Source organism: Limnospira platensis NIES-39 (assembly GCF_026000695.1).
Classification (GTDB): Bacteria; Cyanobacteriota; Cyanobacteriia; order Cyanobacteriales; family Microcoleaceae; genus Limnospira; species Limnospira platensis.
Genome location: NZ_AP026945.1, coordinates 2,680,368 through 2,702,759 on the forward strand (window position 1 = coordinate 2,680,368; position 22,392 = coordinate 2,702,759).

Consider the following 22,392-nt stretch of genomic DNA (forward strand, 5'->3'; position numbering starts at 1 on the left):
GGAAATCCCTATAATACAACTCAAATCAAAGTTTGAGTAACATCATTTATTGTATCTAATCGAAAATTATTTACCAACTCCGTGAGAGTGGCCACCAATTCCGTTTCTGATTCGGGAATTTGAGTAATTAATTGGAATACCTCCGCATCATCCCCAGAAATAGCCGCCTTATGAAGCCGTTTTAGCCAATCGAAAGGCATCACCATTAAGGCTTGCGGTGTAAGGGGGCGCAGTGATTGAGAAGCAGCGCTAGGGGGGTTAGCTTCCATCAGATAACGGTAGCGCAGACCTAAATGAATTGCCATTTTTTCCAGTAAATCGGGATTCTGAAAAGGTTTGCGTAAGATATCATCACAGCCAGCATCTATAATATCTACTTCCTGTTCACTTAGGGCGCTGGCGGTGAGAGCAATTATTTTAACTTGATCACCACAGGGACGCGATCGAATTTGGCGCGTCGCCTCATAGCCATCCATAATTGGCATCCGCATATCCATCCAAATTAGTTGCGGTTTGTGAGTTTCCCAAGTGGCGATCGCCTCCCGACCATTTTCTGCTTCCAAAACCTGAAATCCTAAAGGTTCTATAATTCTAGCTACCAATAGTCGGTTTTCTGGAACTTCATCTACTACTAAAATTCGGTAATTTTGACCATCAGATTCAATCGCAATTTTCCGGCTAGACAGAGGAGTAATAGTCAGGGGCTGGGCTGTAGCTAAATCTAACGGAATCTCAAAACTAAATTTACTCCCCACACCCCTAGTGCTATCAACTGTAATATCTCCTCCCATTAACTTCACAAATTTTCGACTAATTGGCAACCCTAACCCGGTTCCTTCCTGAGAATAACGCCCGGTTTCTGTTTGCACAAAAGCATCAAATAAAGCATTGATTTCCTCACTCGATATTCCTGGCCCTGTATCTTCAACCATAAACTGCATCAGTACAGTATTAGAATCTGTCTCAGCATCTTTAGGTGTTGGTAGAGTCTTAGTGTATAATGTAACTTCCCCCGCTATGGTGAATTTAATAGCATTAGCGAGTAAATTGATTAAAACTTGTCGCAGCTTTTTCTCATCACCTAACACATATCGAGGTAAATATATGGGGCGATTAATAGTTAAGATAATATCTTGATTGGCAGCTTTTAATTTAAACATTTCCTCCAAGGTTTCCAGAAGGCGATGCAGGTCAAAAGGATGAATTTCGAAAGTGATTTTTCCCGCTTCAATTTTGGATAAATCCAGAATATCATTAATCAGTTCTAGGAGGTGTTCACCACTGCGATTAATAATTGCTAATTCCTGGGAACCTTCAGCAAATATGGGGTTATCAGCCATCAATTGACTAAACCCCAGAATCGCATTAAGGGGGGTTCTTAATTCATGGCTCATATTGGCTAAAAATGTACTTTTGGCACGGTTGGCAGCATCGGCAGCGCGTCTGGCTTCTTCTAGGGCAATATTTTGGGTAGCTAGTTTCAGCCTTTGTTGTTTTTCTCGTTCTAATAAATTGGCTTGGGCGAGGGCTATTCCCATTTTAGCAGCTACTGATTCTAAAAGATCGATTTCTTCATCTGTCCAGGTGCGACTGTTGCTACATTGACTTAGATAAATTGCGCCGTTGGGTTCGCTGTGATAGGATGTGCGAATAGCTAAAAGAGATTTGATTTCAAATTGCTGGCAAAACTCTAGGGCTCCTTGTAGGTTGTTATCCCTGTTAATATCTTCGGTAATGATGGCGACATCCTGACTGAGAATCCTGTCAATATAGGGATAATTTTCTAGGGAATATTGCTGATTTAAAATCGGGGGATACTCACATTTTAAATATTCCGCAACGGCTTTAATTTGGGGTGTGGGGCTAGATAAATAAGTGTAAATTGTACAGCGATCGACCGCGAAGGTTTGACCAATACGGTTGGCGGCAGTTTGAAAAATTTGCTGGGAATCCAAACTAGATCTTAGTTCCTCCGTGATTTGTCGCAGCAGTCTTTCTCTCTCAAATTGGCGGCGGAGAGCTTCTTCTGCTCGGCGGCGATCGGTGATATCATTACTGCTAGTAAGTAGACATTCTTGGCTGTTCAAATTAATGATATCTGCCGAAATTAATCCGCTTCTAATCTCACCATTTTTAGTTCTGAATTCTAGTTCAAAGTTGCGAACTTGACGATTTTTGGCTATAATACCTAACATCTCTGACCGTTGCTCAGAATATACCCAGAGGTTGAGTTCGTCCAGGGTGCGATTGATAATTTCTTCGGAATTGTAGCCGGTGACTAAGCAAAAACTTTCATTAACTTCTAGGTGAATACCATCATCAAGACGACTGATTGTAATGGGGTTAGGGGCTGCATGAAAGGCTGTCGAAAATTTTTGTTCTGACTCCCTAAGTGCAGCTTCTGCGGCTTTACGTTCTCGCACTGCGGCTTCGGCAATTTTAACTTTTTGTTCCAGTTGTTGAGTACGCTCTGCCACTTTTTGTTCTAACCTATAGGAGTATTCCTGAAGTTGACTATAGGAAAGTTTTAATTGTCCCCGCATTTGTTTAAAAGATCTGGCGAGGGTGCGAAGTTCTTGAGTGCAACTATTTCCGACTTTCTGATTCCAGTCGCCCCTAGATAGGGCGTTAGCAGCTTTGGCTAAATCGATAATGGGGCGAGTAATCCACTCTCCGGTTATCCATCCTATGGCGATCGCTACTGCTAAAGCAATTACAGATAATCCCATGGTAAGGCGGGTATTATTTTGGATATTGTGCATAAAATCAGCTTCGGGAATCACCACCACAATCAACCATCTTAAACCTCGTTCATCCCGAAAAGGTAGCAGTTTTATATATTGAGTTTCACCATTAAATGGGATTTTTCTAAAATAAGAATTATCGATGCGATCAAATCTATCAAATTCATCTTTTAAATATTGACTAATTTCTTGAATTAAAGGGTTGGTACTAACTAAAGCAGCCTGTCTAATGATGCGATCTTCTTCCTGTTTAAACAGGGGTTCTGAGGTAGAACTTGCTACTAATAAACCTTCATGATCAATAATAAATGCCTTTCCCGTTTCTCCAATATCTAAACTATTCAAAACTTGACCAATATAAGACAGACTGATCACAATACTCATGACTCCATCAGCTTCCGTGGAATCAGGGGAAGAAGAAATAATTTTACTAGCACTAATTTGCAGAATTGGGGGAGGTTCAAACCGGGTATAAATTTGGCTCCAAACAGGTTGATCAGTGCCGATCGCCACCCGATACCAGGGTCGTAAACGAGGATCATAATCGGGATCAATATAATCTGGTGGTTGTCTATTAATTGCCTCCAAGCTATTGTAGCGATACAAATCAAAGTTGGTATATGCGCCAGCAATTCCTATTTGTAATTGACCATCTTTAGTGCGGGAAGTTGAGCGATATTCTCCCTGCTTATTACCAAGAGAAATAATATCAATGGATTCAAAAAAGTTAGCTTTTCTCCAGAAATACAATTCCCATCCTGATAAATCTTCAACATCTAGTAATCCCAAAGCTACGGCATCTTGAATATCCCGACCTACTATAAAAGGAATTTCTAAGTAGTGAGTTATATTTTCTTCAATGCGATTTACAATTTCAACAATCAACCTGTAAGCTAGATAATCAACCGCTTTCTGTCCGTTTCTGAAAGACAGATATCCTACGATACCAACAGTTGCAAAAATTTGGACTACGAAAGGTATAACTAACAGTCCCCGCAGCGATATTTTAGAGGATATCCCGGTGATTAAGCGACGACGGATAGACCACATTTTGGGGAGACGCATCATAGCTAGGTGAGTGATGATATGATCTAATAGGGGAAGTTGAGATCTGATTTTAGTCCCAACTTCCCTATCTATAAACTATCAGGTTTTGGCCTAAAGTGCATTTAAACCTAACATTCCTTGGAGGGTAAAGTAGGTAAATGAGAATACACTTATTAGTAAACTTAACAGGGCGATCGCTGTCACAGGACGGTTTAAAAGAGGTTTGAGACGTTCAAACAGGAAATAGAAAATCCCCAGAGTAAACGTAATCAGGTAGCGGGGATAGCGGGATACATTCTGAAAAAAGTCTTGCATAGGTTAATCTAATTCAATGGCTAGGGAGTGACATCAGTATACCATTATAATTAATTAACTGGGCAACTGTTGCTAGTTGCCCCTAGGGATGTACTCAACAATTGAGTTAATTTAGGCGATCGCCTGATTCGAGATCAAACCAGTGCATCTGTTTTCGCGATAGGCTTAATTTTACCTGCTCACTTTCCCAAAGTTGGTCAGCCGGAATCACCGCCCGCAGAGTTTGTTCAGAGCCGTTAATGCGGACACTCAAAAGTTTTTCTTTACCCAAATCTTCCATTAAATAGACCTGTCCTTCAACTATATCGCCATCGGCTTCCTCTCCTAAAGATACATCCTCTGGACGAATCCCAAAAACCACAGCTTTTGGGGAAGTTGGTAAATAGGGTAAAGTTAAACTAAACTCTCCTAAAATCGCCTGATTTTCCTGACAGTCTAAGGTTAATAAATTCATTTGGGGACTGCCCACAAATCCCGCTACAAACCGATTAGCAGGCTGCATATAAATCTCACTAGGAGAGGCTAACTGCTGCAAATATCCATCATAAAGCACCGCAATTTTACTAGAAAGAGTCATGGCTTCTGTTTGGTCATGGGTGACATAAACCACAGGTTTTTGCTGAGATTCAAATAACTGTTTCAGGTCGGCGCGGACTTGTTCCCGCAACAGTGCATCTAAATTACTCAGGGGTTCATCTAACAGAAAAACATCAGGGTTACGGACTAGCGCTCTGGCTAAAGCCACCCGCTGACGCTGACCCCCAGAAAGTTGCCCAGGTTTACGCTCTAAGAGATGTTGAATTCCCAAACGGTTCGATACATCATTAACCCGTTTTTCTATCTCTATACTATCAACTTTCCGCAATTTCAAAGAGGTTGAAATATTTTCAGAAACGGTCATGTGAGGATATAACGCATAACTCTGAAATACCATCGCCATATTGCGTTTACCAGGGGGAATATTGGTTAAATCTTCTCCCCCTAAAATCACCTGACCCTGGGTAGGTTGATCTAACCCAGCAATCATCCTTAATAGGGTTGATTTCCCACAACCAGAGGGACCCAGAAGAGTGAGAAACTCCCCATCATTGACATTGACACTTACATCTTTAACTGGGATGACATTATGATCGAAGTGTTTACGCAGGTTTTTTAGTTCTAATTTAGCCATGATTTCGATAATTACAGAACATTTATTGAGGTGATTTTAGCCTTTGACAGCGCCGGCTGTGATTCCTTGAACAATACGACGTTGGAACATTAACACTAAAATAACTAGGGGAATAGTTCCGGTTACGGTAGCAGCAGCAATAGGACCATAGGGGATTTCAAAAATAGATGCACCTCCAATTTGTGCAACGGCTACCGGAATGGTATACATTTCTTCGCGGGTGATAAAGGTGAGGGCGAAAATAAACTCATTCCAGGCGAAAATAAAGGTGAGAATTCCGGTGGTTACTAAAGCAGGTATGGTCATGGGTACAACTATCTGTAACAGCATCCCAACGGTTCCATATCCGTCAATTTTGGCGGAGTCTTCTAGGTCTTTGGGTAGTTGTTGGAAAAAACTTCTCAAGACCAAAATTGTCAGGGGTAAATTAATGGCAGTGTAGGGGATAATTAGGGCGATGTAGTTGTTACCTAATCCCATAAATTTGACAATTTCCAGCAACCCTAAAAATAGGAGAACATAGGGAAACAAACTGATAATTAGGACAAAGCCGAGGATGACATTTTCTCCCGGTATTTTTAATCTAGTTAGGGTGTAGGCGGCGGGGGCTCCAACTCCTAAACATAGAAGGGTTGAAGTTAGGGAAACTAAAGCACTATTAAACACATAGCGCAGAAAGTGCCAGCCTAAACTTTGATAGTGTTGAAAGGTGAGTTGATCCAAACTGGGAAAATAAACATTGGGAATGGTGGAAATAGATTCATTGGTTTTTAAAGAAGTTAGCAACTGCCATAATACGGGCGCTAGACAAAATATGATGGTGAGAATAACACCTATCCACAGTAAAATTCGACCCCAGTTTATTGGGCTTGTTTTATCAGTTTCTGAGGATTGATTAGCAACGGTCATTGATTATTTACCTCCCATAACATTTACGCGAGTTCTTGATAGGAAAAAGGCAGCGATCGCCACAGCTAAAATCAGCAGTAAAAAGGTGACTACAACTAAGGATGCACCATAGCCAAAATCCAGATATCGGCGCACCGTAGCATAGATATAAATAGACACGGTTTCTGTAGCCCCACCGGGTCCCCCGCCAGTCATGACTTGCACCAAGTCAAAAATACCAAATGCTTGGGCAAACCGAAACAGTAAAGCAATGATAATTTGGGGCATCACTAGGGGGATAGTAATTTGCCAAAAACTCTGCCACTGGTTAGCGCCATCAATGGCATGGGCTTCATATAAATCACTAGAAATAGACTGCAAACCAGCTAGGAGAATAATGGCAATAAAAGGGGTGGTTTTCCACACATCAGCGATAATCATAGCTGACATAGCGCGGGTGGGATCGCCTAGCCAAGTAATCTGGCTATCAATGAATCCTAAGCGGGTAAGAATATCATTAACTACCCCATACTGATCGTTAAAAATCCACGCCCAGGCTAACCCCATGACGGCTGTGGGTAACGCCCAAGGAATTAGGGAAGATGTGCGGACAAAACCTCGCCCAAAAAATGCTTGATTTAATACTAAGGCGATGCCCATACCAATCACCAATTCTAAGAAAATAGAGATGATGGTAAAAACGCTAGTATTCCACATGGTTTGCCAAAAGCGACCATCTCCAATTAGGCGCTGATAGTTGGCTAATCCTGAAAAAATTGGTTCTAATTGAGTGCCTAAATTATTGGTAAATAAACTCAACCAAAATGCCCGACCTATGGGGTAAATAAACACAAAGCCAAGAATTAGCAAAGCTGGTGCTATTAAGATCCATCCGGTGAGTTTCTCTTGGCGTTCCATCTGATTGTTAATTCTTTCATTCATGATTAATCAGTTATCGATTCAACAGGGCGCGGGTTTCATTGGCGGCGGCTTCCATGGCTTTTTCTGGGGTTCTGCTTCCGGTTAGGGCGGCGCTTAGATACCTTTGCAAAATATCAGAAGCCTGGGCATATTGAGCGATCGGAGGCCTTAAAACTGGGTTCTGTACTACTTGTAATAAGTTGGGAAGATAGCTAAACTTCTCGACTAATTTTGGGTCATTAAATAGGGAGATTCTGGAGGGTACATAACCAGTTTCTAAAAAGTATTTGCGCTGAACTTCGGGTTGATTAAAGAAGTTGATCACCGCCCAGGCTTCATCTTTATGGCGAGAAGTAGAGGAAATGCCAAATCCCCAACCTCCTAAACAAGCACCACTATTTTTACCTGGGGCGTGTACCATTGGTTTAATGGCAAAATTTCCGGCTATGTCTGAGTTGGAGGCGAGGGAATAAACATAAGGCCAGTTTCTTAAAAAGGCAGTATTACCACTTTCAAATAGGCGGCGAGTTTCTTCTTCGGCGTAGGTGGTCACTCCGGGGGGAGAAATGTTTTTGGTAATGGTATCTCGGAGAAATTGCACAGCGGCGATCGCTTCCGGTTTATCTAATCCTACTTCTTTGGTCTCTGGGTCGATCCAAAATCCTCCAGAACCTTCTAAAATTTCGGTAAACATAGCCGATAAACCTTCGTATTGTCTACCTTGCCACAAATAACCCCATTGGGCTAAATCTTGTTCTTGTAGCCTTTGGGATATGTCTATTAATTCCTCGAAGGTGTCAGGAGGTTCTGCGCCAATTTCGGCTAATAAATCAGTCCGATAATAGAGCATTCCTCCGTCTGTACGGAAGGGCATTCTATAAAGTTTATCTTGATAGCGTCCCCCTTCAATATCTCCTTCTAAATAAGCCTGTAACTGTCCTGGAGTCACCCGATTAGATAAATCATATAACCACCCAGCGGCTGCGAACTTTTGCACCCAAACGATATCCATATAAGCGAGATCGTAGGGAGAATCTCCGAGTAAAAAAGCGGAGGTGTAGAGGTCTTCAACTAAATTGGTGTTATTGGGTCCGCTGATGACTTCTAAGCGGATATTTTCGTGGTTTTCATTAAAGTCTTTAACCAGGGGTTGCCATTGGGCTGCTTCCAAGGCTTGGACTAACACCCTCACGGTTACGGGTTGTTGGCTAAAAACGGGAACAATAACGCACAATACCGCTAAGAAACTGGCGATCGCTAATCCTAAATTTCGCCAAAATCTGGAAGCTCTTAGATTAAATAAGCGGGTCTTAGTTTTGACATTAACTCTGTGTTCCTGTAACATTATTAAATTTTCCCAATTGACAACCGGAAACAATACCTATGTCCTAAGAGAGACCTGATCAACCCTAGTATCAAATCAGGTCAGGGCTATATTTTGCTTATGATTATACAAATTTGGGGGAATTATGGCAAGGCAACTTTAGATTACTTAATATATATTTTTCAGGTGCTGATCTTCAAATTTCCGTATAATCTGACACAGTATTGATTGTATTCATCTTTTCAGTAGGATAGTATCAACCAATTAAAAACTATTTTTATCCATTAATTATCGTGGAGCGATCGCTGACCAACCCCCTAGCATAACAATTACATTGACTTATAGACGCGACCCTAGTAAAATCTTCGGAAGGTTAATTGATCAGACCTTGATAATTTAGGAAAGACCAGTGTTAGACATTAAACTGATTCGGGAAAATCCACAAGAGATTCAACAACGCCTCAACCGTCGGGGAAACTATGACCTAGAAGCCATCTTAGAATTAGATGAAAAACGGAGGGAACTTGAACAGCAACGCATTCAACTAGAAACCCGCAGCAACGAGATCGGTAAACTTGTAGGAGAAAAAATCAAATCGGGAACCGACCCCAAAGGGCCAGAAATTCAAGCATTGAGGGAAGAAGGACAGCAAATAAAGTCCCAGTTAAGTGACTTAGAACCCCAAGAAAAAGACCTAGAATCACAAATTACTAGCCTATTACTTCCGTTACCAAACCTTCCTAGTGACACCACCCCAGAGGGAAAAAGCGAAGCCGAAAATGTGGAAGTACGCCGCTGGGGAGATGAATATAAACTCCCAAATACGGATATTTTACCCCATTGGGAAATCGGAGAAAAGCTAGGAATTCTCAACTTTGAACGAGGGGTAAAGATTGCCCAAAGTCGTTTTGTTAGCTTAGTGGGTGCTGGGGCGGCATTAGAGCGCGCATTAGTTCAATTTATGCTGGATACTCACACAGCTAACGGCTATTTAGAAGTGATACCACCCCTGCTAGTTAATAGTATATCTTTAACTGCTACAGGTCAATTACCTAAATTTGCGGAAGAGAGTTTTAAATGTGCTGATGATGATTTATGGTTAATTCCTACTTCAGAAGTACCGGTAGTTAACCTATATCGTGATGAAATTTTAGAAGGTGAACAACTCCCTATTTATCACTGTTCATTTACTCCATGTTTTCGGCGGGAGGCGGGAAGCTATGGAAAGGATACCAGAGGTCTAATTAGACTGCATCAGTTTAATAAAGTGGAATTGGTGAAATTAGTACACCCAGATACTTCGGAGTTAGAACATGAAAAACTGGTAGCAGATGCTGAAGGAATTTTACAGGCTTTAAAATTACCCTATCGCGTTATAGAATTGTGTACCGGAGATTTGGGATTTGCGGCGGCTAAATGTTATGATTTGGAAGTATGGCTACCTTCAGCAGGAACTTACCGAGAAATTTCGAGTTGTTCTAATGTTAAAGATTTCCAAGCCAGACGTGCCAATATTCGCTTCCGGGAAGCGAAAGGCGACCCTAAGAAAAAGAAAAAGAAAACTGAGTTTGTTCATGCTTTAAATGGTTCTGGTTTGGCGGTTGGACGAACTATGGCGGCCGTTTTAGAAAACTATCAGCAGCCGGACGGAAGCGTTAAGGTTCCCGAGGTTTTGCAGCCTTATTTGGGGCGAGAGGTTTTGTAAAATGTGGCTGGTATGTTAACTTAAAAAAACAGTGGGGTTTTGCTTAGGCTTAACCCCAAGGTAAAAATCAACGATTTTCAGCGGGACATAATAATGATACCAGTAAAAATTAGGGAAAGTCCGATCCACTGATTAAAATCAAATCTTTCACCAAATAGTAAATTTCCGGCGATCGCAATTAAAGTAAAGCTAATTCCGGCAAAAATTGGATAAGCAGTAGAAACCGGAAGTTGATCTAAGGCTTTAGCAAATAAAATCACATTAACCCCATAGACCATAATGCCACCAATAAACCAAGGAGAAAGCAACAGAGTTAACAAACTTGGATCGGTAGCTACCAGTCGCGATTTTTTTAACAGCAAACTACCGACACAGTTATTAATTGCTGCCAAAATCAAAAATCCCCAACCACTTAAATAAAAATTCATAGGATACCATTTAACTTAATTTATTCTAGCCATTTAGTGTTAATGACTCTGCCGCCAGAGTAATAACCTACTTCCCCAGGTTGAATCCTGTCTTTGATTTGAATGCGAAAAGATTGCATAGTCTGAAAATCCACATCAGAAATTATAAAGTTTTGGGTTTCTAATCTTTGGTCAAAGGGAATATGCACATTCATAAAATAAGTACCTGGTGATAATAGTTTAACCCAGTATTCTCGATCGCCAATGCGGTCTACATTTAAAGAATTAGAGGGATTAATCAAATTATTAAATGTGGCATTGTTGAGTAATTCAATTTCTGACTCTGCAAAAAGTTGGCCAGCAGCATATAAGCCATTGCGATAAATATAGACTCCATTTAAGTTGTCTGGTATATTAATTAAAAACATTCTGCGTCCTTGGATTTCCTGATCAATGCTTTCAATTATCTGTTTAGCTATCTGTCCCGCTAAATTCCAGTTTTGATTAAAACTATACAAATAATAAGATAAAATGATTGATATCATCAGAAATTGAATTGCTAAAAGTACACGAAATCTAGCCAGAGAAACACCAATAACTAATACCAATAAAATCACCAAAAATGCTGATGGTAAATATAGGAGTCTTTCTCCTTCTGTATGGGACAAGGAAATGCGAATATTAATCACAGGCAATAAAGAAGTTCCAAATAATCCTAACAAAAGAAGTGCTAATTTTGCAATTAATATATAAACCCCTTGTTGGCACAAACAGACGACCACAAAAGTACAAATAATGGTCATAAATATGGCAAAAAATATCACCCAGTTTTCTTCTGGAATATTAGGAAGTGGGGGAATGATAATTCTGAGGCTAGAAGCCAAACCTCGCTGGATAATGTCAAGATTAAAGTTGGTGTGAACCCCGCTTCCGTAGCCTCCTAAAAATTGTCTAATTCCCAAGTATCTTAGCCCCAAATAAATTGGCAAAACTGAGGCATACATTAGCGGTAAATATAGTATTTCTAATAAATTAATGTAATAGTTTTTATTCAGGTAATTATATAATTCATATAAAAATACTAATCCTGGGTAAATAATGACTGATTCTTTGGATAGTAAACCCAGAAAAAATAGGATATATGATATAAAAAATAATCGGTTATTGTCGGTTTCTTTATATTTAAGATAACCACAAAATGCCGCCAAGCCAAAGCAAGTAGCGACGAGATCGGATCTGGCTGATATCCAGGTAACAGCTTCAACATGACTATGAAGAATAATGAAAATAAAGCCGGAGACTAGGGAGAAAATATTAATTAATTTTCCGGCTATATCTGCACCCCTAAACAACAGCCGAGACATTGCATAAACCAGAAAAGCATTTAAGCCATGGAAAAATAAGTTGGTGAGGTGATAACCAAGGGGGTTCAGTTCCCAGAGTTGATAATCAGCAAATAGAGTTAGGGAAATTAGGGGACGAAAAAATACATCTGGTGGGGTTGTCCAGACACCAAATGCACCTTTGGTTTTAATTTGATAAATCCAGTTAAAATCATCGGATAAGAAAAAAGAGTTGATGATGTTTCCATAGGCGATCGCTGTTAAAATCCAGCCAGAAATTAAAGTGATTGCGTGCCATTTTAACCAGGAATCCGTCTGCTTTTGGGATTTTATCATCTTTGTTTAAAACCAATTAGAACTTTATTTTAAAATCAAATTAATGGTCAGTATACCCATAAAATTTGACGGTAAATTACCCCGATAGCCAGCTATTAAGATATTAATAGTTCCAGCCAATTCTACTGACTAAAATTAATAGAAAATCGCTGTCCTTCGATAGTTCCAGCCACAAAAATAGAACTAATCTCATTGTGGGAATTATAGCGAATATTGGCAGTTCCCATAACTCCGGGAATTGTCGCCCCAGTAATTTTCATCTCCAAACCAGAAGCCGTTTCGCGGGCTATATTACCCGTTAACTTGACTGGATTTTCCCTACTATCCCAAAAGGTTAGTTCAGCATTACCACTGCTATCAACATTAATAGAGGCGGCGGTAATAGATTCTTGAAAGCGACTATTAACCGAATAAATTCCACTACCAGTTTGACTAAGTTGTAATTCTCGGCGGGTAGTTTGAGCGCGCGCCATAGGTGTTGGCATCACGGTTAAAGACCCAGGGGATACCCCTACCAAAATTCCTAGCATAATTAGCCAAAATCGGTGAATATTCATGGTTATTTTTTTCTGCAAAACTTACCCAACAAGCGATCGCCATTAGGGACAGAACCCCTAATCATCAGATCCATTTCTTGACCACTATCTGTCAATCTATTTTATACTGCATCAACCTCAAATGATCAAATTTGCGGTATGATATGCAATTTAGCACTGGTAGGACATCAGATGATTGACCAACTTTTAGATGGACGGTATCAGATCCTAGAGATAATCAGGTCGGGGGAATTTGGGAGTACCTATCTAGCCAAAGATACCCGTCGCCCTGGGGAACCTATATGCTTTGTCAAGCATCTACGATTTTTGGTAGAAGATCCCCAATTATTTAAGAATACTTACCGTCGCTTTCAACAGGAAGCCGAGGTTCTAGAAAAGTTATCCCACCACGACCAAATCCCCCAACTGCTGGCTTATTTTGAACAAAACCAGGAATTTTATCTGGTCGAATCCTATATAAATGGACAGTCCCTAGCCCAGGAAATTTTACCCGGTCAACCTTTATCAGAAAATTCGGTAATTGCCATCGTCTCAGAAGTTCTAGAAATTCTTAATTTTGTTCATGATCAAGGAGTAATTCACCGGGATATTAAACCTAGTAATCTGCTGAGGCGGGATGCAGATCAAAAAATTATGTTATTAGATTTTGGGGCGGTTAAAGAAATTGGTTTTAACCAAAATAATAATCCTCCTACGGCGAGAATTGGCACTTTAGAATATATGCCCATCGAGCAATTCGAGTGTAATCCTCGCTTGAATAGCGATATTTATGCCCTGGGAATGATTGCTATTCAAGCATTAACTGGAATGGCAGCTTATGAATTACGAAAAATTCGAGAAAATTATCCGACCAATGCTGGGGAATTATTCTGGCGAGATTTAGCCATTGTTAGTCCTGAGTTTGCCGAGATTATCGATCGCATGGTTAAACCAGACTACCGAGAAAGATATCAGTCAAGCGAGGCAGTTTTGGCAGATATTAATAATCTCAGTAATCCTTCTCAAACTGATGCGAATAAACTCGAAAGATACCGAGAAGAAGTTAAGCGCATCTGCAATTATGAAGGGGAAATATCAGTAGTAGGTCGCCAAATTTTAGAAGAGCTACGAGTGAGTTTACAAATCTCCGAACCCCAAGCCAAAGCCATGGAAGACGAGATTCTTAATCCTTACCGTCGAGATCACCAGAAAGGCGATCGCTATCAACAAGCCCTGACCGAAGCCATTATACAGCAATATCCATTAGCCAAGAAAACCAGAGCAGAATTAGACCGACTGCAAAAAATGTTGGGAATTTCTGATCAGGATATGGCTATCATTGAAGCCAATATTTTACAATACCCGTTAACCAGAGAAACCAGAGAAGAATTAAGGCGACTTCAGCAGTTATTAGGTCTTTCTGATGATCATGTAGCTTTGATAGAGGCTCAAATTTTACCGGAATCTTGGTTAAATCAGATTTTAAGCCAATTAAATCCCGATCACGATCGTCTTCTGTCCTGGCGTTGGGGATTGGTCATTAGTGGAATTATCATAGCTATTATCGGTTTAGGTTGGGGATTATATCAATATAATAACTGGATACAATCCCGAGCACAAGCCGATATTAAAGAACAACTTGATACCGAAAAAATTAACTATATTCAGTCATTATTAGCCGCCAATAACTATCAAGATTGTATTACCGCTGCCCAAACCTTTCCAGAGTCTTCACCTCAGTATGCTGTCGCCCAGGAGTTACTCAGCCAATGTCAAGATGTGATTAGCTGGAAACAAGCAAAAGTTAACACATTCCCCATTCATACAGCCGCCGTCCAGTCCGTTGCCGTCAGTCCTGATGGTAGGATAATTGCTAGTGGTAGCCGAGATAACACCACCAGACTTTGGCATATAGAAACCGGGGAAGTGCTGCAAAATTTTGTAGGCAATTCATCAGCTATTCTCTCCGTAGATTTTAGTAATGATGGCTTATCATTAGCAGCCGGGACTCAACTATCTCAGGTGATAGAATGGAATCTGGAAACCATTGAATGGTATCCTCCATTAGTGGGAGCATCTCCCATTGAAGCTCTACAAATTAGCCCTGATAATAGAGCGATCGCCACCGGAAGTGCTGATGGTAATGTGCGAGTTTGGAATCGGAGAACTGGGTTAATTTTATATAACAATAATCAGCATTCAACCATTGTTTATTCCGTAGCATTTACCCCCAATGGCCGTTGGTTGGTTACTGGTTCAGGGGATGGCAATATTCACATTATTGATTGGCAGATAGATCAGTTACGCCATAGATTTCCAGGACATACCGGAGAAGTGCGATCGCTTGCGATTACCCCTGATGGTCTGCAAATTGTCAGTGGTGGTACAGATAACAATATCAAAATCTGGAACCTAATAACAGCAGAAGAAGCGAGAACCCTAACAGGTCATAGAGGCGCAGTTATTGCCGTAGCTGTCAGTCCTGATGGCACACAAATTGCTAGTAGTAGTCGCGATAGAACCGTCAAAATATGGGACTTAGAAACTGGGGAATTACTTAATACTTTAACTAACCCTCAAGCTGTAGTTAATTCTCTAGTTTTTGGTATTAATTCCGCCACCTTAATCGGAGGCACCCAGGATGGAATGGTTGTAGTCTGGCAGCGATAATCTGGCGTTATGGGGGGTTCACCATCAGGATTTTAGCTGTAGGGGATGGCAACCACAGACCATTACCCCTAGGGGTATCCAGTACCCAGCACCATCTGAAGTTGTTGCCCGAAACCCAAGCATTGAAGAAATTTTAGGCTGCCAGACTTTTTGGTATAAGTCTATAAAAAACGTTCCACAATTTAGATATAAATTTTCTCATCAATATGATATAGTAGTAATCAAATTAGTATCTTTGAGCTAATCATACTATCAGGGAGTTTGCTACATATCTATCTGAGTCTACTAGACCCGGATCAACTATCATCAAATACTTGTAACAATTATAGTGTTACTGTCTATGGGTTTAATTTACATCAGTATTTACATGGATCATGATTGACCAACTTTTAGACAGACGGTATCAAATCCTAGAGGTGATTGAGTCTGGGGATCTAGGTAGTACGTTTTTAGCAATAGACACCCGTCGACCTGGGGAATGCCTCTGCTTTATCAAACATTTGCGACTTTTGGTAGAAGATATCCAGCTACTGAATATTGCCCGTCGTCGGTTTCGCCAGGAAGCCAAGATTATGGAAAAATTATCCAGACATGAGCAAATTCCGCAACTTTTAGCTTATTTTGAGGAAAACGAAGAATTTTATCTAGTGGAGTCTTACACTCCTGGTCATCTCATCTCTGATGAATTTTGGCCCGGTCATCCCCTATCAGAAAATCTGGTAATTCAGATAATTTACGATGTCCTAGAAATCCTGACTTTTGTCCATAGATTCGGAGTAATTCACCGAGATATTAAACCTAGTAATTTACTCAGGCGAGACTCGGACGGAAAGTTAATGCTATTGGATTTTGGGGCGGTTAAAGAAATTGGTTTGAGTCAAAATCATAACCCCCCCACAGGTCCCATTGGAACCATAGAATATATGCCTATTGAGCAGTTCGAGTGTAACCCCCGCCTCAATAGCGATATTTATGCCCTGGGTATAGTCGCTATTCAAGCCTTAACCGGACTTCCTAGTTATGAATTATCACAACTGCGAGAAAATTATCATACTAACCCAGGACAGTTGTTCTGGAGGCATTTAACTATTGTTAGTTCCGAATTTGCCGACATTATAGATCGCATGGTGCAGTTGGACTATCGGGAAAGGTATCAATCGGCGGAAGAGGTTTTAACTGCTTTGCGAACCATGGGCGATCGCAGTCCCACCGATTTTAGTAAACTCCAAACTTACCGAGAAGAAATACAACGCTGCGCCAGTCATAAGGGTGATATTTCCGTAGTTGGTCGCCAAATTTTGGAGGAACTGCGAGTCACTTTAGAAATATCCAAGGAAGAAGCAGAAGCCTTAGAAGATGAAATACTTAATCCCTATCGTAAGTATCGTGAGAAGGGAGAACGTTACGAACAGGCATTAATAGCAGCAGTTAAACAGCAATATCCTTTGAGTGCTGAAACGCAAAATGAACTAGATAGATTCAAGGAATTGTTAGGTATTGATGATGAAGATGTCGAGGTGATTAAATCTCATATCTTACCCAAATCTGGGTGGAGTAAAATCTTAGATATCTTTGGATATAATCCCCGTACTGAAGTGGCTAATAAACAGCCTAAATCATCCGTCGCTTTTCGTCCGCGCCCGTCTTTTTTGTTGGTGATTGGGGGTATTTCTTTGGCGATCGCCCTGTTGCTTTTCCTGTTGTATCAATATCAAAGATGGCAACAGTTACAAGTAGCCAGAGCCAATCAACAACAACTTTATAGCCAACAGTTTCAGACAGTCGCCGATTTAGTACAAGCTGGAAACTACCAAAGTTGTATTACCCAAGCCCAACAAATTCCCCAATCTTCTAGCTATCATCCCCAAGCACAGACATTGCTGGAACAATGCCAAAATGTGGTTTATTGGAAACAGGCAGACCTAACAACTTTAGCCGGTCATACGGCCCCGGTAATGTCCGTAGCAGCTACTAATGATGGACAAATAATTGCTAGTGGTAGTCGGGATAATACTATCAAACTTTGGAATACACAAACCGGGGAAAATATCTCCACTCTCGCCGGAGATGGCTCGGCTATTCTGTCCGTAAATTTTAGTAATGATGGCATTGAATTAGCATCCGGGACAGAATTTTGGCGGATTCTGGAATGGAATTTACAAACCAGAGAATTGTATTTACCATTGGAACACTCAGCCCCAATTTTGACAGTACAAATTAGCCCTAATAATAGAAATATTGCCTCTGGTAGTGCTGATAATACTGTGCGAGTTTGGGATCGCCGCACTGGACAAGTTTTGTATAACCATACTGAACACTCAGAAACAGTTTATGGGGTGGCATTTAGTCCTAATGGTCGCTGGCTAGTGACAGGTTCAGGCGATCGCACTATTCATGTGATTGATTTAGAAATGCGTGAGTTACGCCACCGTTTACAAGGACATAACGGAGAAGTGCGAACAGTCGCCATTACTCCTGATGGTGAAAATATCATCAGTGGTAGTAGTGATAATACCATTAAAGTTTGGGACTTACAAACCGGGGAAGAAACCATAACCCTAACAGGCCATCAAGGGGAAGTTCTCTCCGTAGCCGTCAGTCCCGATGCTACTCAAATTGCCAGTAGTAGTCGCGATCGCACCGTCAAAATTTGGAACTTATCAACTGGAGACCTACTGAATACCTTAACAGATATTCCCGCCGTGATTAACTCTGTCTTTTTTGTTGATGATGAAACCTTAATAGGAGGCAGTGAAAACGGAACCGTTGCTATATGGAGGAGATAGCAATCATGAAAAGACTACCCATTGATGATGGGCTATCAACTTAATCCTTGATATATGGCAGTTAACTTAGCTTCTAGTTCCGGCGATTTTGCCGTGAAATGAATATAAAAATGACCTGGTGCTGCTGGATATTCTAACACCTTAGCATAGACATCTTCCGCACCAGAACCGCAAATATCACTACTGAAATTCAGCTTAATGTTAGTCAGAGGTAAAGGCAAATAAGCCTCATCTTCTGACTCAGCTTTAACCTTAGCTTCCCGCGCCGACAATTCCACAACAGTACCAGAAAAGACATTTTCCCCGACGTGCTTTCCTTCCAAAACCGTATATTGTAAAGGGATAGGTTTTGGGAGAACCACAAATAACTCTTTTTCCCTTTTTAAATACAGATTATAAGGTACACCCACCCCTCCCAATTCATAAATAGTAATTGGTTTTTGTACCCCCTTGGGTTGCACCTGTTTTTCTCCGGTAATTTTCGCCATTCTCCCTACCGCTTCTAGGGTAGATTCAGAAATCAGAATTTGTCCTCCCGTGGTATAAGATTCAATCCGATAAGTTAAATTAACATTCTTACCCACCACCCCATATTTAGTTCGTTTTTCCGAACCAATATTACCAACTACCACCTCTCCCGTATGTACCCCAATTCCCATCTCTAAATTAGCATAACCCCAAGCCTTCATAGTTTGGTTAACCGACTCCATAGCCAACTGCATAGCCACCGCACAGGCGATCGCCCGCTGCGGGTCATCCTCACGCACATTAGGCGCACCAAATAGCACCAAAATTCCATCACCCATAAACTCATCAATTGTCCCATTATAATTAGTAATAATATCCGCCATAGTTGACAGATAAAAATTCAGAATCTTGACCACTTGTTCAGGATTTAAACGTTCAGAAGTTGCCGTAAATCCCCGCAAATCAGAAGTTAAAATCGTCAGAGTCCGTCGTTCTCCCCCCAACTCCAAACGCTCATGACTTTCTAACAAATTCGCCACTACTGCATCAGTTACATAGCGCCCAAAAGTCTTGCGGATATGAGCCTTTTCGGTGCGGAGTTTTTTAATGCGGATATGGGTTTTAATCCGTGCCAGTAACTCCTCTTTATTCAGAGGTTTAGATAAATAATCATTCGCGCCTAATTCCAGTCCCACCACTAAATCAGAAATCCGATTTTTCGCTGTTAACATCATAATTGGCAGTTGATGCGGCGGCCAATCTTCCCTAATTTTTTCCGTCACTTCATAACCAGTCATCCGAGGCATCATCACATCCAATAAAATCAGATCTGGAATAAAACCAGACTCTAAAATTTCCAGTGCTTCCATACCATTAGTAGCCTGAGTAACAGCATAATTTTCCAAATAAAGATAATTCGCCAAAACCTGTAAATTAATGGGGTCATCATCAACAATCAGAATTTTAAACTGATTGCTATCTGGAGACAACTTAGACCCCGCCATAGATTGATGATTTTCAGTTTCTGGTATGGCAGCATCCCACAATACATCAGCATTCACCAGCGCCGCCTCATTAACCAGTAGTGAGTCCGGCTTAACAATAGTTTCTGGTATTTCCTCACTTATAGGAAGGGTAAAGGAAAAAGTAGAACCGGAGTCCACCACTGAATCTAACCATATTTTACCCTGGTGTAATTCCACCAACTGTTTAGTAATAGCTAAACCCAAACCCGTGCCGCCATATTGTCGCGCCGTTGAGCCATCACCCTGTTCAAAGGATTCAAAAATACGATGATGTTTGTCTGGGGGAATACCAATGCCAGTATCATAAATATTAATCACAGCAGTGGAGTGATTTACCTCTGTATCTAACACCGAGGCGGTAATTTTCACAGTTCCCGAATCCGTAAACTTAATGGCATTACCAATTAAATTATACAGAATCTGTTGCAGGCGATTTTCATCAGCATTAACCGCCGGAAAATCAGCAGGTATTTCATTAATTAACTCAATATCTTTATTGCCAATTAGAGGTTTACTTAGCACTACAATCACTTCCACAATTTCGCGAAGACCTAAAGGTTGCAGTTTTAGCTCTAAGGTTTGATGGCGCAATTTAGAGAAGTCAAGAATATCATTAACTAGAGTAGATAAACGATGTCCACTTTTAGCAATCATAGACAAGTTTTGGCGCTGAAGTTCTGTTAAAGGTCCCCCCACACCATCAAGCATTGATTCAGACAAGCCAATCATACCATTAAGGGGAGTACGCAGTTCATGGGATGTATTAGCGAGAAACTCATCTTTGAGTTCATCCATACGCTTGAGAGCATCGTTTTTCTCTTTTAATTGCTTGGTAAAGTTTTGACGTTCCATCTCGGCTTGTCGGCGCTGAGTAATATCTTCAAAAACTGCAATTCCATAAACAATAGCTTCATCACTATCAAAAATTGGTGTAGCCATTAGGGAACAGCAAATAGTTTGATCTGGGTGACGAATTTCTATATTTTCAATGGGAACAATTTTGCCTTTTAATGCTCTAATTAATGGTAATGCTTTGGTAGGATAAACCTGGTCTGTGCCATTTAAATATAAATTATTTATGCCGGCAAAATCTTCTAAGGATACCTCTGGTATATGTTCATGCCTGAATAAATCTTTTAACTTTTGATTGGCATAATATATATTGCCATTTTTATCATATACTAAAACCCCAACTGGCAAGGCTTCCAGGAATTGTTTAAGCCAATATTCTCGGTCATAAAGCTGGCGATTTAAGGCTTTGCTGATGTTATTCTGTTCTTCTAATTCACTAAAAGATTGCCGAATCTGCGCCGCCATTTGATTAAAAGATTGAGCCAGTTCTCCGACTTCTTGACAACGGGAAATATTGACGCTATGTTCCCAATCACCTTGGGCAAATTTCCGGGCAGCTTTATTTAAGTTAACTAGGGGTCTAGTGACGCGACGAGCCATGAACATACCGATAAAAATAGTAATAGCTAAAGCCACAAGAGATAGCATAAAAGTGATTCTAGCATTATGATTAATTATGCCCAAAAAATCCGACTCTGGCATCACTACGACAATCAGCCAATTTAACCCCCATTTATCCTGATAACGCACGACATCAAGAAACTGCTTTTCTCCGTTGATATAAAAGCTACTTTGATGGCTGGTTTTAATCTGGCTTAAATGTTCAAAATTTTGGCTAAAATATGCTGCTGTGCCGCTAATTAATGGGTGATTAACCTGGGAGACATGCAGGCGTTTATCTACATTTTGATCATCGATTGTATAGGGGGGAAAATTGGTGGAGGAAGCCACTAATAAACCGGAGGATTCCAAAATAAAAACTTCCCCATTGGGGCTAACTTCCAAACCTCCCAAAAAATCATTAATTAAAGTTAGCACAAAATCCACCCCAATCACGCCGATAAATTGACCTTGACTGTCAGAAAGTGGATGGGATGCAGTAATCCCTAATTTACCATTGGGAAAGGCATAAATTGGACTCCAATTTGGTGCATTTAAGGCGAGAGTTTTAGTGTACCAAGGTCGGATTCGCGGGTCATAGATAGTTTGATTATAAAAATCACCTCGCGCGCCTTCTGGTGTGATCAGATAATATAAGCGATTCGGTGATTCTTCGACACTTTTGGCTCGAAAAGAACCATCAGATTCCCGACTCACATAAATAAATTGCCCTTGTTCATTGCCAATATAGACAGCATAGACATTCTCAAAAAGTTGTATAATTCTCCATAAGACCTTTTCGGAACCCTCGATATCAGCAAAGCTAATATCTCCTTGAATAGTATCTTTAATCAGAATTTCAGATAAAAGATGGGGACGTTGTAATAATTTGGCTAGATTACTTTTGACGCGATTAGTTGCTTGCTCACTCAGTTGGTTAGCTATATCCATAACCGCCTGCTGACCGTTGCGCCAAGATAGATATCCTGTGACTCCCACTGTGGCGAATAGCTGAAGCACAAAAGGGACAATAATTATCTGTTTGAGAGGGACTTGCTCAAATAGGTTAGAGGTTCTCTGCTGCAAGAATTTGATTAACATAGGTTCAGATTACAAAGGGATGAAATCACAGGATGTTAGATCAAATCTGATTGATTACTAATCATCCAAGTTCGTTTTGAGGTCGCCACCCTCGATCATAATGAGATGAACCCTAAACTATAGCTACAAGATACATTGGCATGATTTTTTCCC

Annotated in this window: 13 protein-coding genes; 3 read left to right on the plus strand and 10 right to left on the minus strand. The window is 40.6% G+C overall.

The window, feature by feature from the left end; all coding sequences use genetic code 11:
• Positions 1-20 precede the first annotated feature (20 nt).
• The 6 genes from N39L_RS13040 to N39L_RS13065 form a co-directional block, all read right to left on the minus strand.
• Positions 21-3,812, minus strand: coding sequence for a response regulator (locus N39L_RS13040; RefSeq protein ID WP_006619467.1), 3,792 nt, complete (start codon positions 3,810-3,812; stop codon positions 21-23).
• 90 nt (positions 3,813-3,902) lie between these two features.
• Positions 3,903-4,106, minus strand: a complete 204-nt coding sequence (locus N39L_RS13045) for a DUF751 family protein (RefSeq protein ID WP_006619466.1) — start codon at positions 4,104-4,106, stop codon at positions 3,903-3,905.
• 106 nt (positions 4,107-4,212) lie between these two features.
• The gene (locus N39L_RS13050; RefSeq protein ID WP_006619465.1) at positions 4,213-5,277 is read right to left on the minus strand and encodes an ABC transporter ATP-binding protein; all 1,065 of its coding nucleotides are present in this window, start codon (positions 5,275-5,277) and stop codon (positions 4,213-4,215) included.
• Positions 5,278-5,313: 36 nt separating this feature from the next.
• Complete coding sequence (locus N39L_RS13055) at positions 5,314-6,186, minus strand: carbohydrate ABC transporter permease (RefSeq protein WP_006619464.1); 873 nt, start codon at positions 6,184-6,186, stop codon at positions 5,314-5,316.
• A 3-nt stretch (positions 6,187-6,189) separates the two neighbouring features.
• Positions 6,190-7,107 carry a carbohydrate ABC transporter permease gene (locus tag N39L_RS13060; RefSeq protein WP_006619463.1) on the minus strand — a complete coding sequence of 306 codons (918 nt, stop codon included), beginning with the start codon at positions 7,105-7,107 and terminating at the stop codon, positions 6,190-6,192.
• Positions 7,108-7,117: 10 nt separating this feature from the next.
• Positions 7,118-8,431, minus strand: coding sequence for an ABC transporter substrate-binding protein (locus N39L_RS13065; protein ID WP_014275435.1), 1,314 nt, complete (start codon positions 8,429-8,431; stop codon positions 7,118-7,120).
• A gap of 388 nt (positions 8,432-8,819) precedes the next feature.
• Between N39L_RS13065 and serS the strand changes: the two genes are divergently transcribed.
• A complete protein-coding gene (gene serS / locus N39L_RS13070) occupies positions 8,820-10,115 on the plus strand; it encodes a serine--tRNA ligase (protein WP_006618527.1) in 1,296 nt (431 codons plus the stop codon).
• A gap of 77 nt (positions 10,116-10,192) precedes the next feature.
• Here the strand turns inward: serS and N39L_RS13075 are convergent, their stop codons facing one another.
• From N39L_RS13075 to N39L_RS13085, 3 genes are all read right to left on the minus strand, one after another.
• Entirely contained in the window at positions 10,193-10,543 is a 351-nt protein-coding gene (locus tag N39L_RS13075; RefSeq protein ID WP_006618526.1) for a DMT family transporter, read from the minus strand.
• A gap of 20 nt (positions 10,544-10,563) precedes the next feature.
• On the minus strand, positions 10,564-12,144 hold the full coding sequence (locus N39L_RS13080) for a glycosyltransferase family protein (protein ID WP_353912492.1): 1,581 nt from the start codon (positions 12,142-12,144) through the stop codon (positions 10,564-10,566).
• Positions 12,145-12,323: 179 nt separating this feature from the next.
• Entirely contained in the window at positions 12,324-12,758 is a 435-nt protein-coding gene (locus tag N39L_RS13085) for a hypothetical protein (RefSeq protein WP_006618524.1), read from the minus strand.
• A 171-nt stretch (positions 12,759-12,929) separates the two neighbouring features.
• On the opposite strand from N39L_RS13085, the gene N39L_RS13090 reads away from it, so the two are divergent.
• Both N39L_RS13090 and N39L_RS13095 read left to right on the plus strand, forming a co-directional pair.
• Entirely contained in the window at positions 12,930-15,407 is a 2,478-nt protein-coding gene (locus N39L_RS13090; protein WP_006618523.1) for a serine/threonine-protein kinase, read from the plus strand.
• A gap of 374 nt (positions 15,408-15,781) precedes the next feature.
• Positions 15,782-18,193 carry a serine/threonine-protein kinase gene (locus N39L_RS13095; RefSeq protein WP_006618522.1) on the plus strand — a complete coding sequence of 804 codons (2,412 nt, stop codon included), beginning with the start codon at positions 15,782-15,784 and terminating at the stop codon, positions 18,191-18,193.
• Positions 18,194-18,228: 35 nt separating this feature from the next.
• On the opposite strand, the gene N39L_RS13100 is transcribed toward N39L_RS13095, so the two are convergent.
• On the minus strand, positions 18,229-22,239 hold the full coding sequence (locus N39L_RS13100; protein WP_006618521.1) for an ATP-binding protein: 4,011 nt from the start codon (positions 22,237-22,239) through the stop codon (positions 18,229-18,231).
• Positions 22,240-22,392 lie beyond the last annotated feature (153 nt).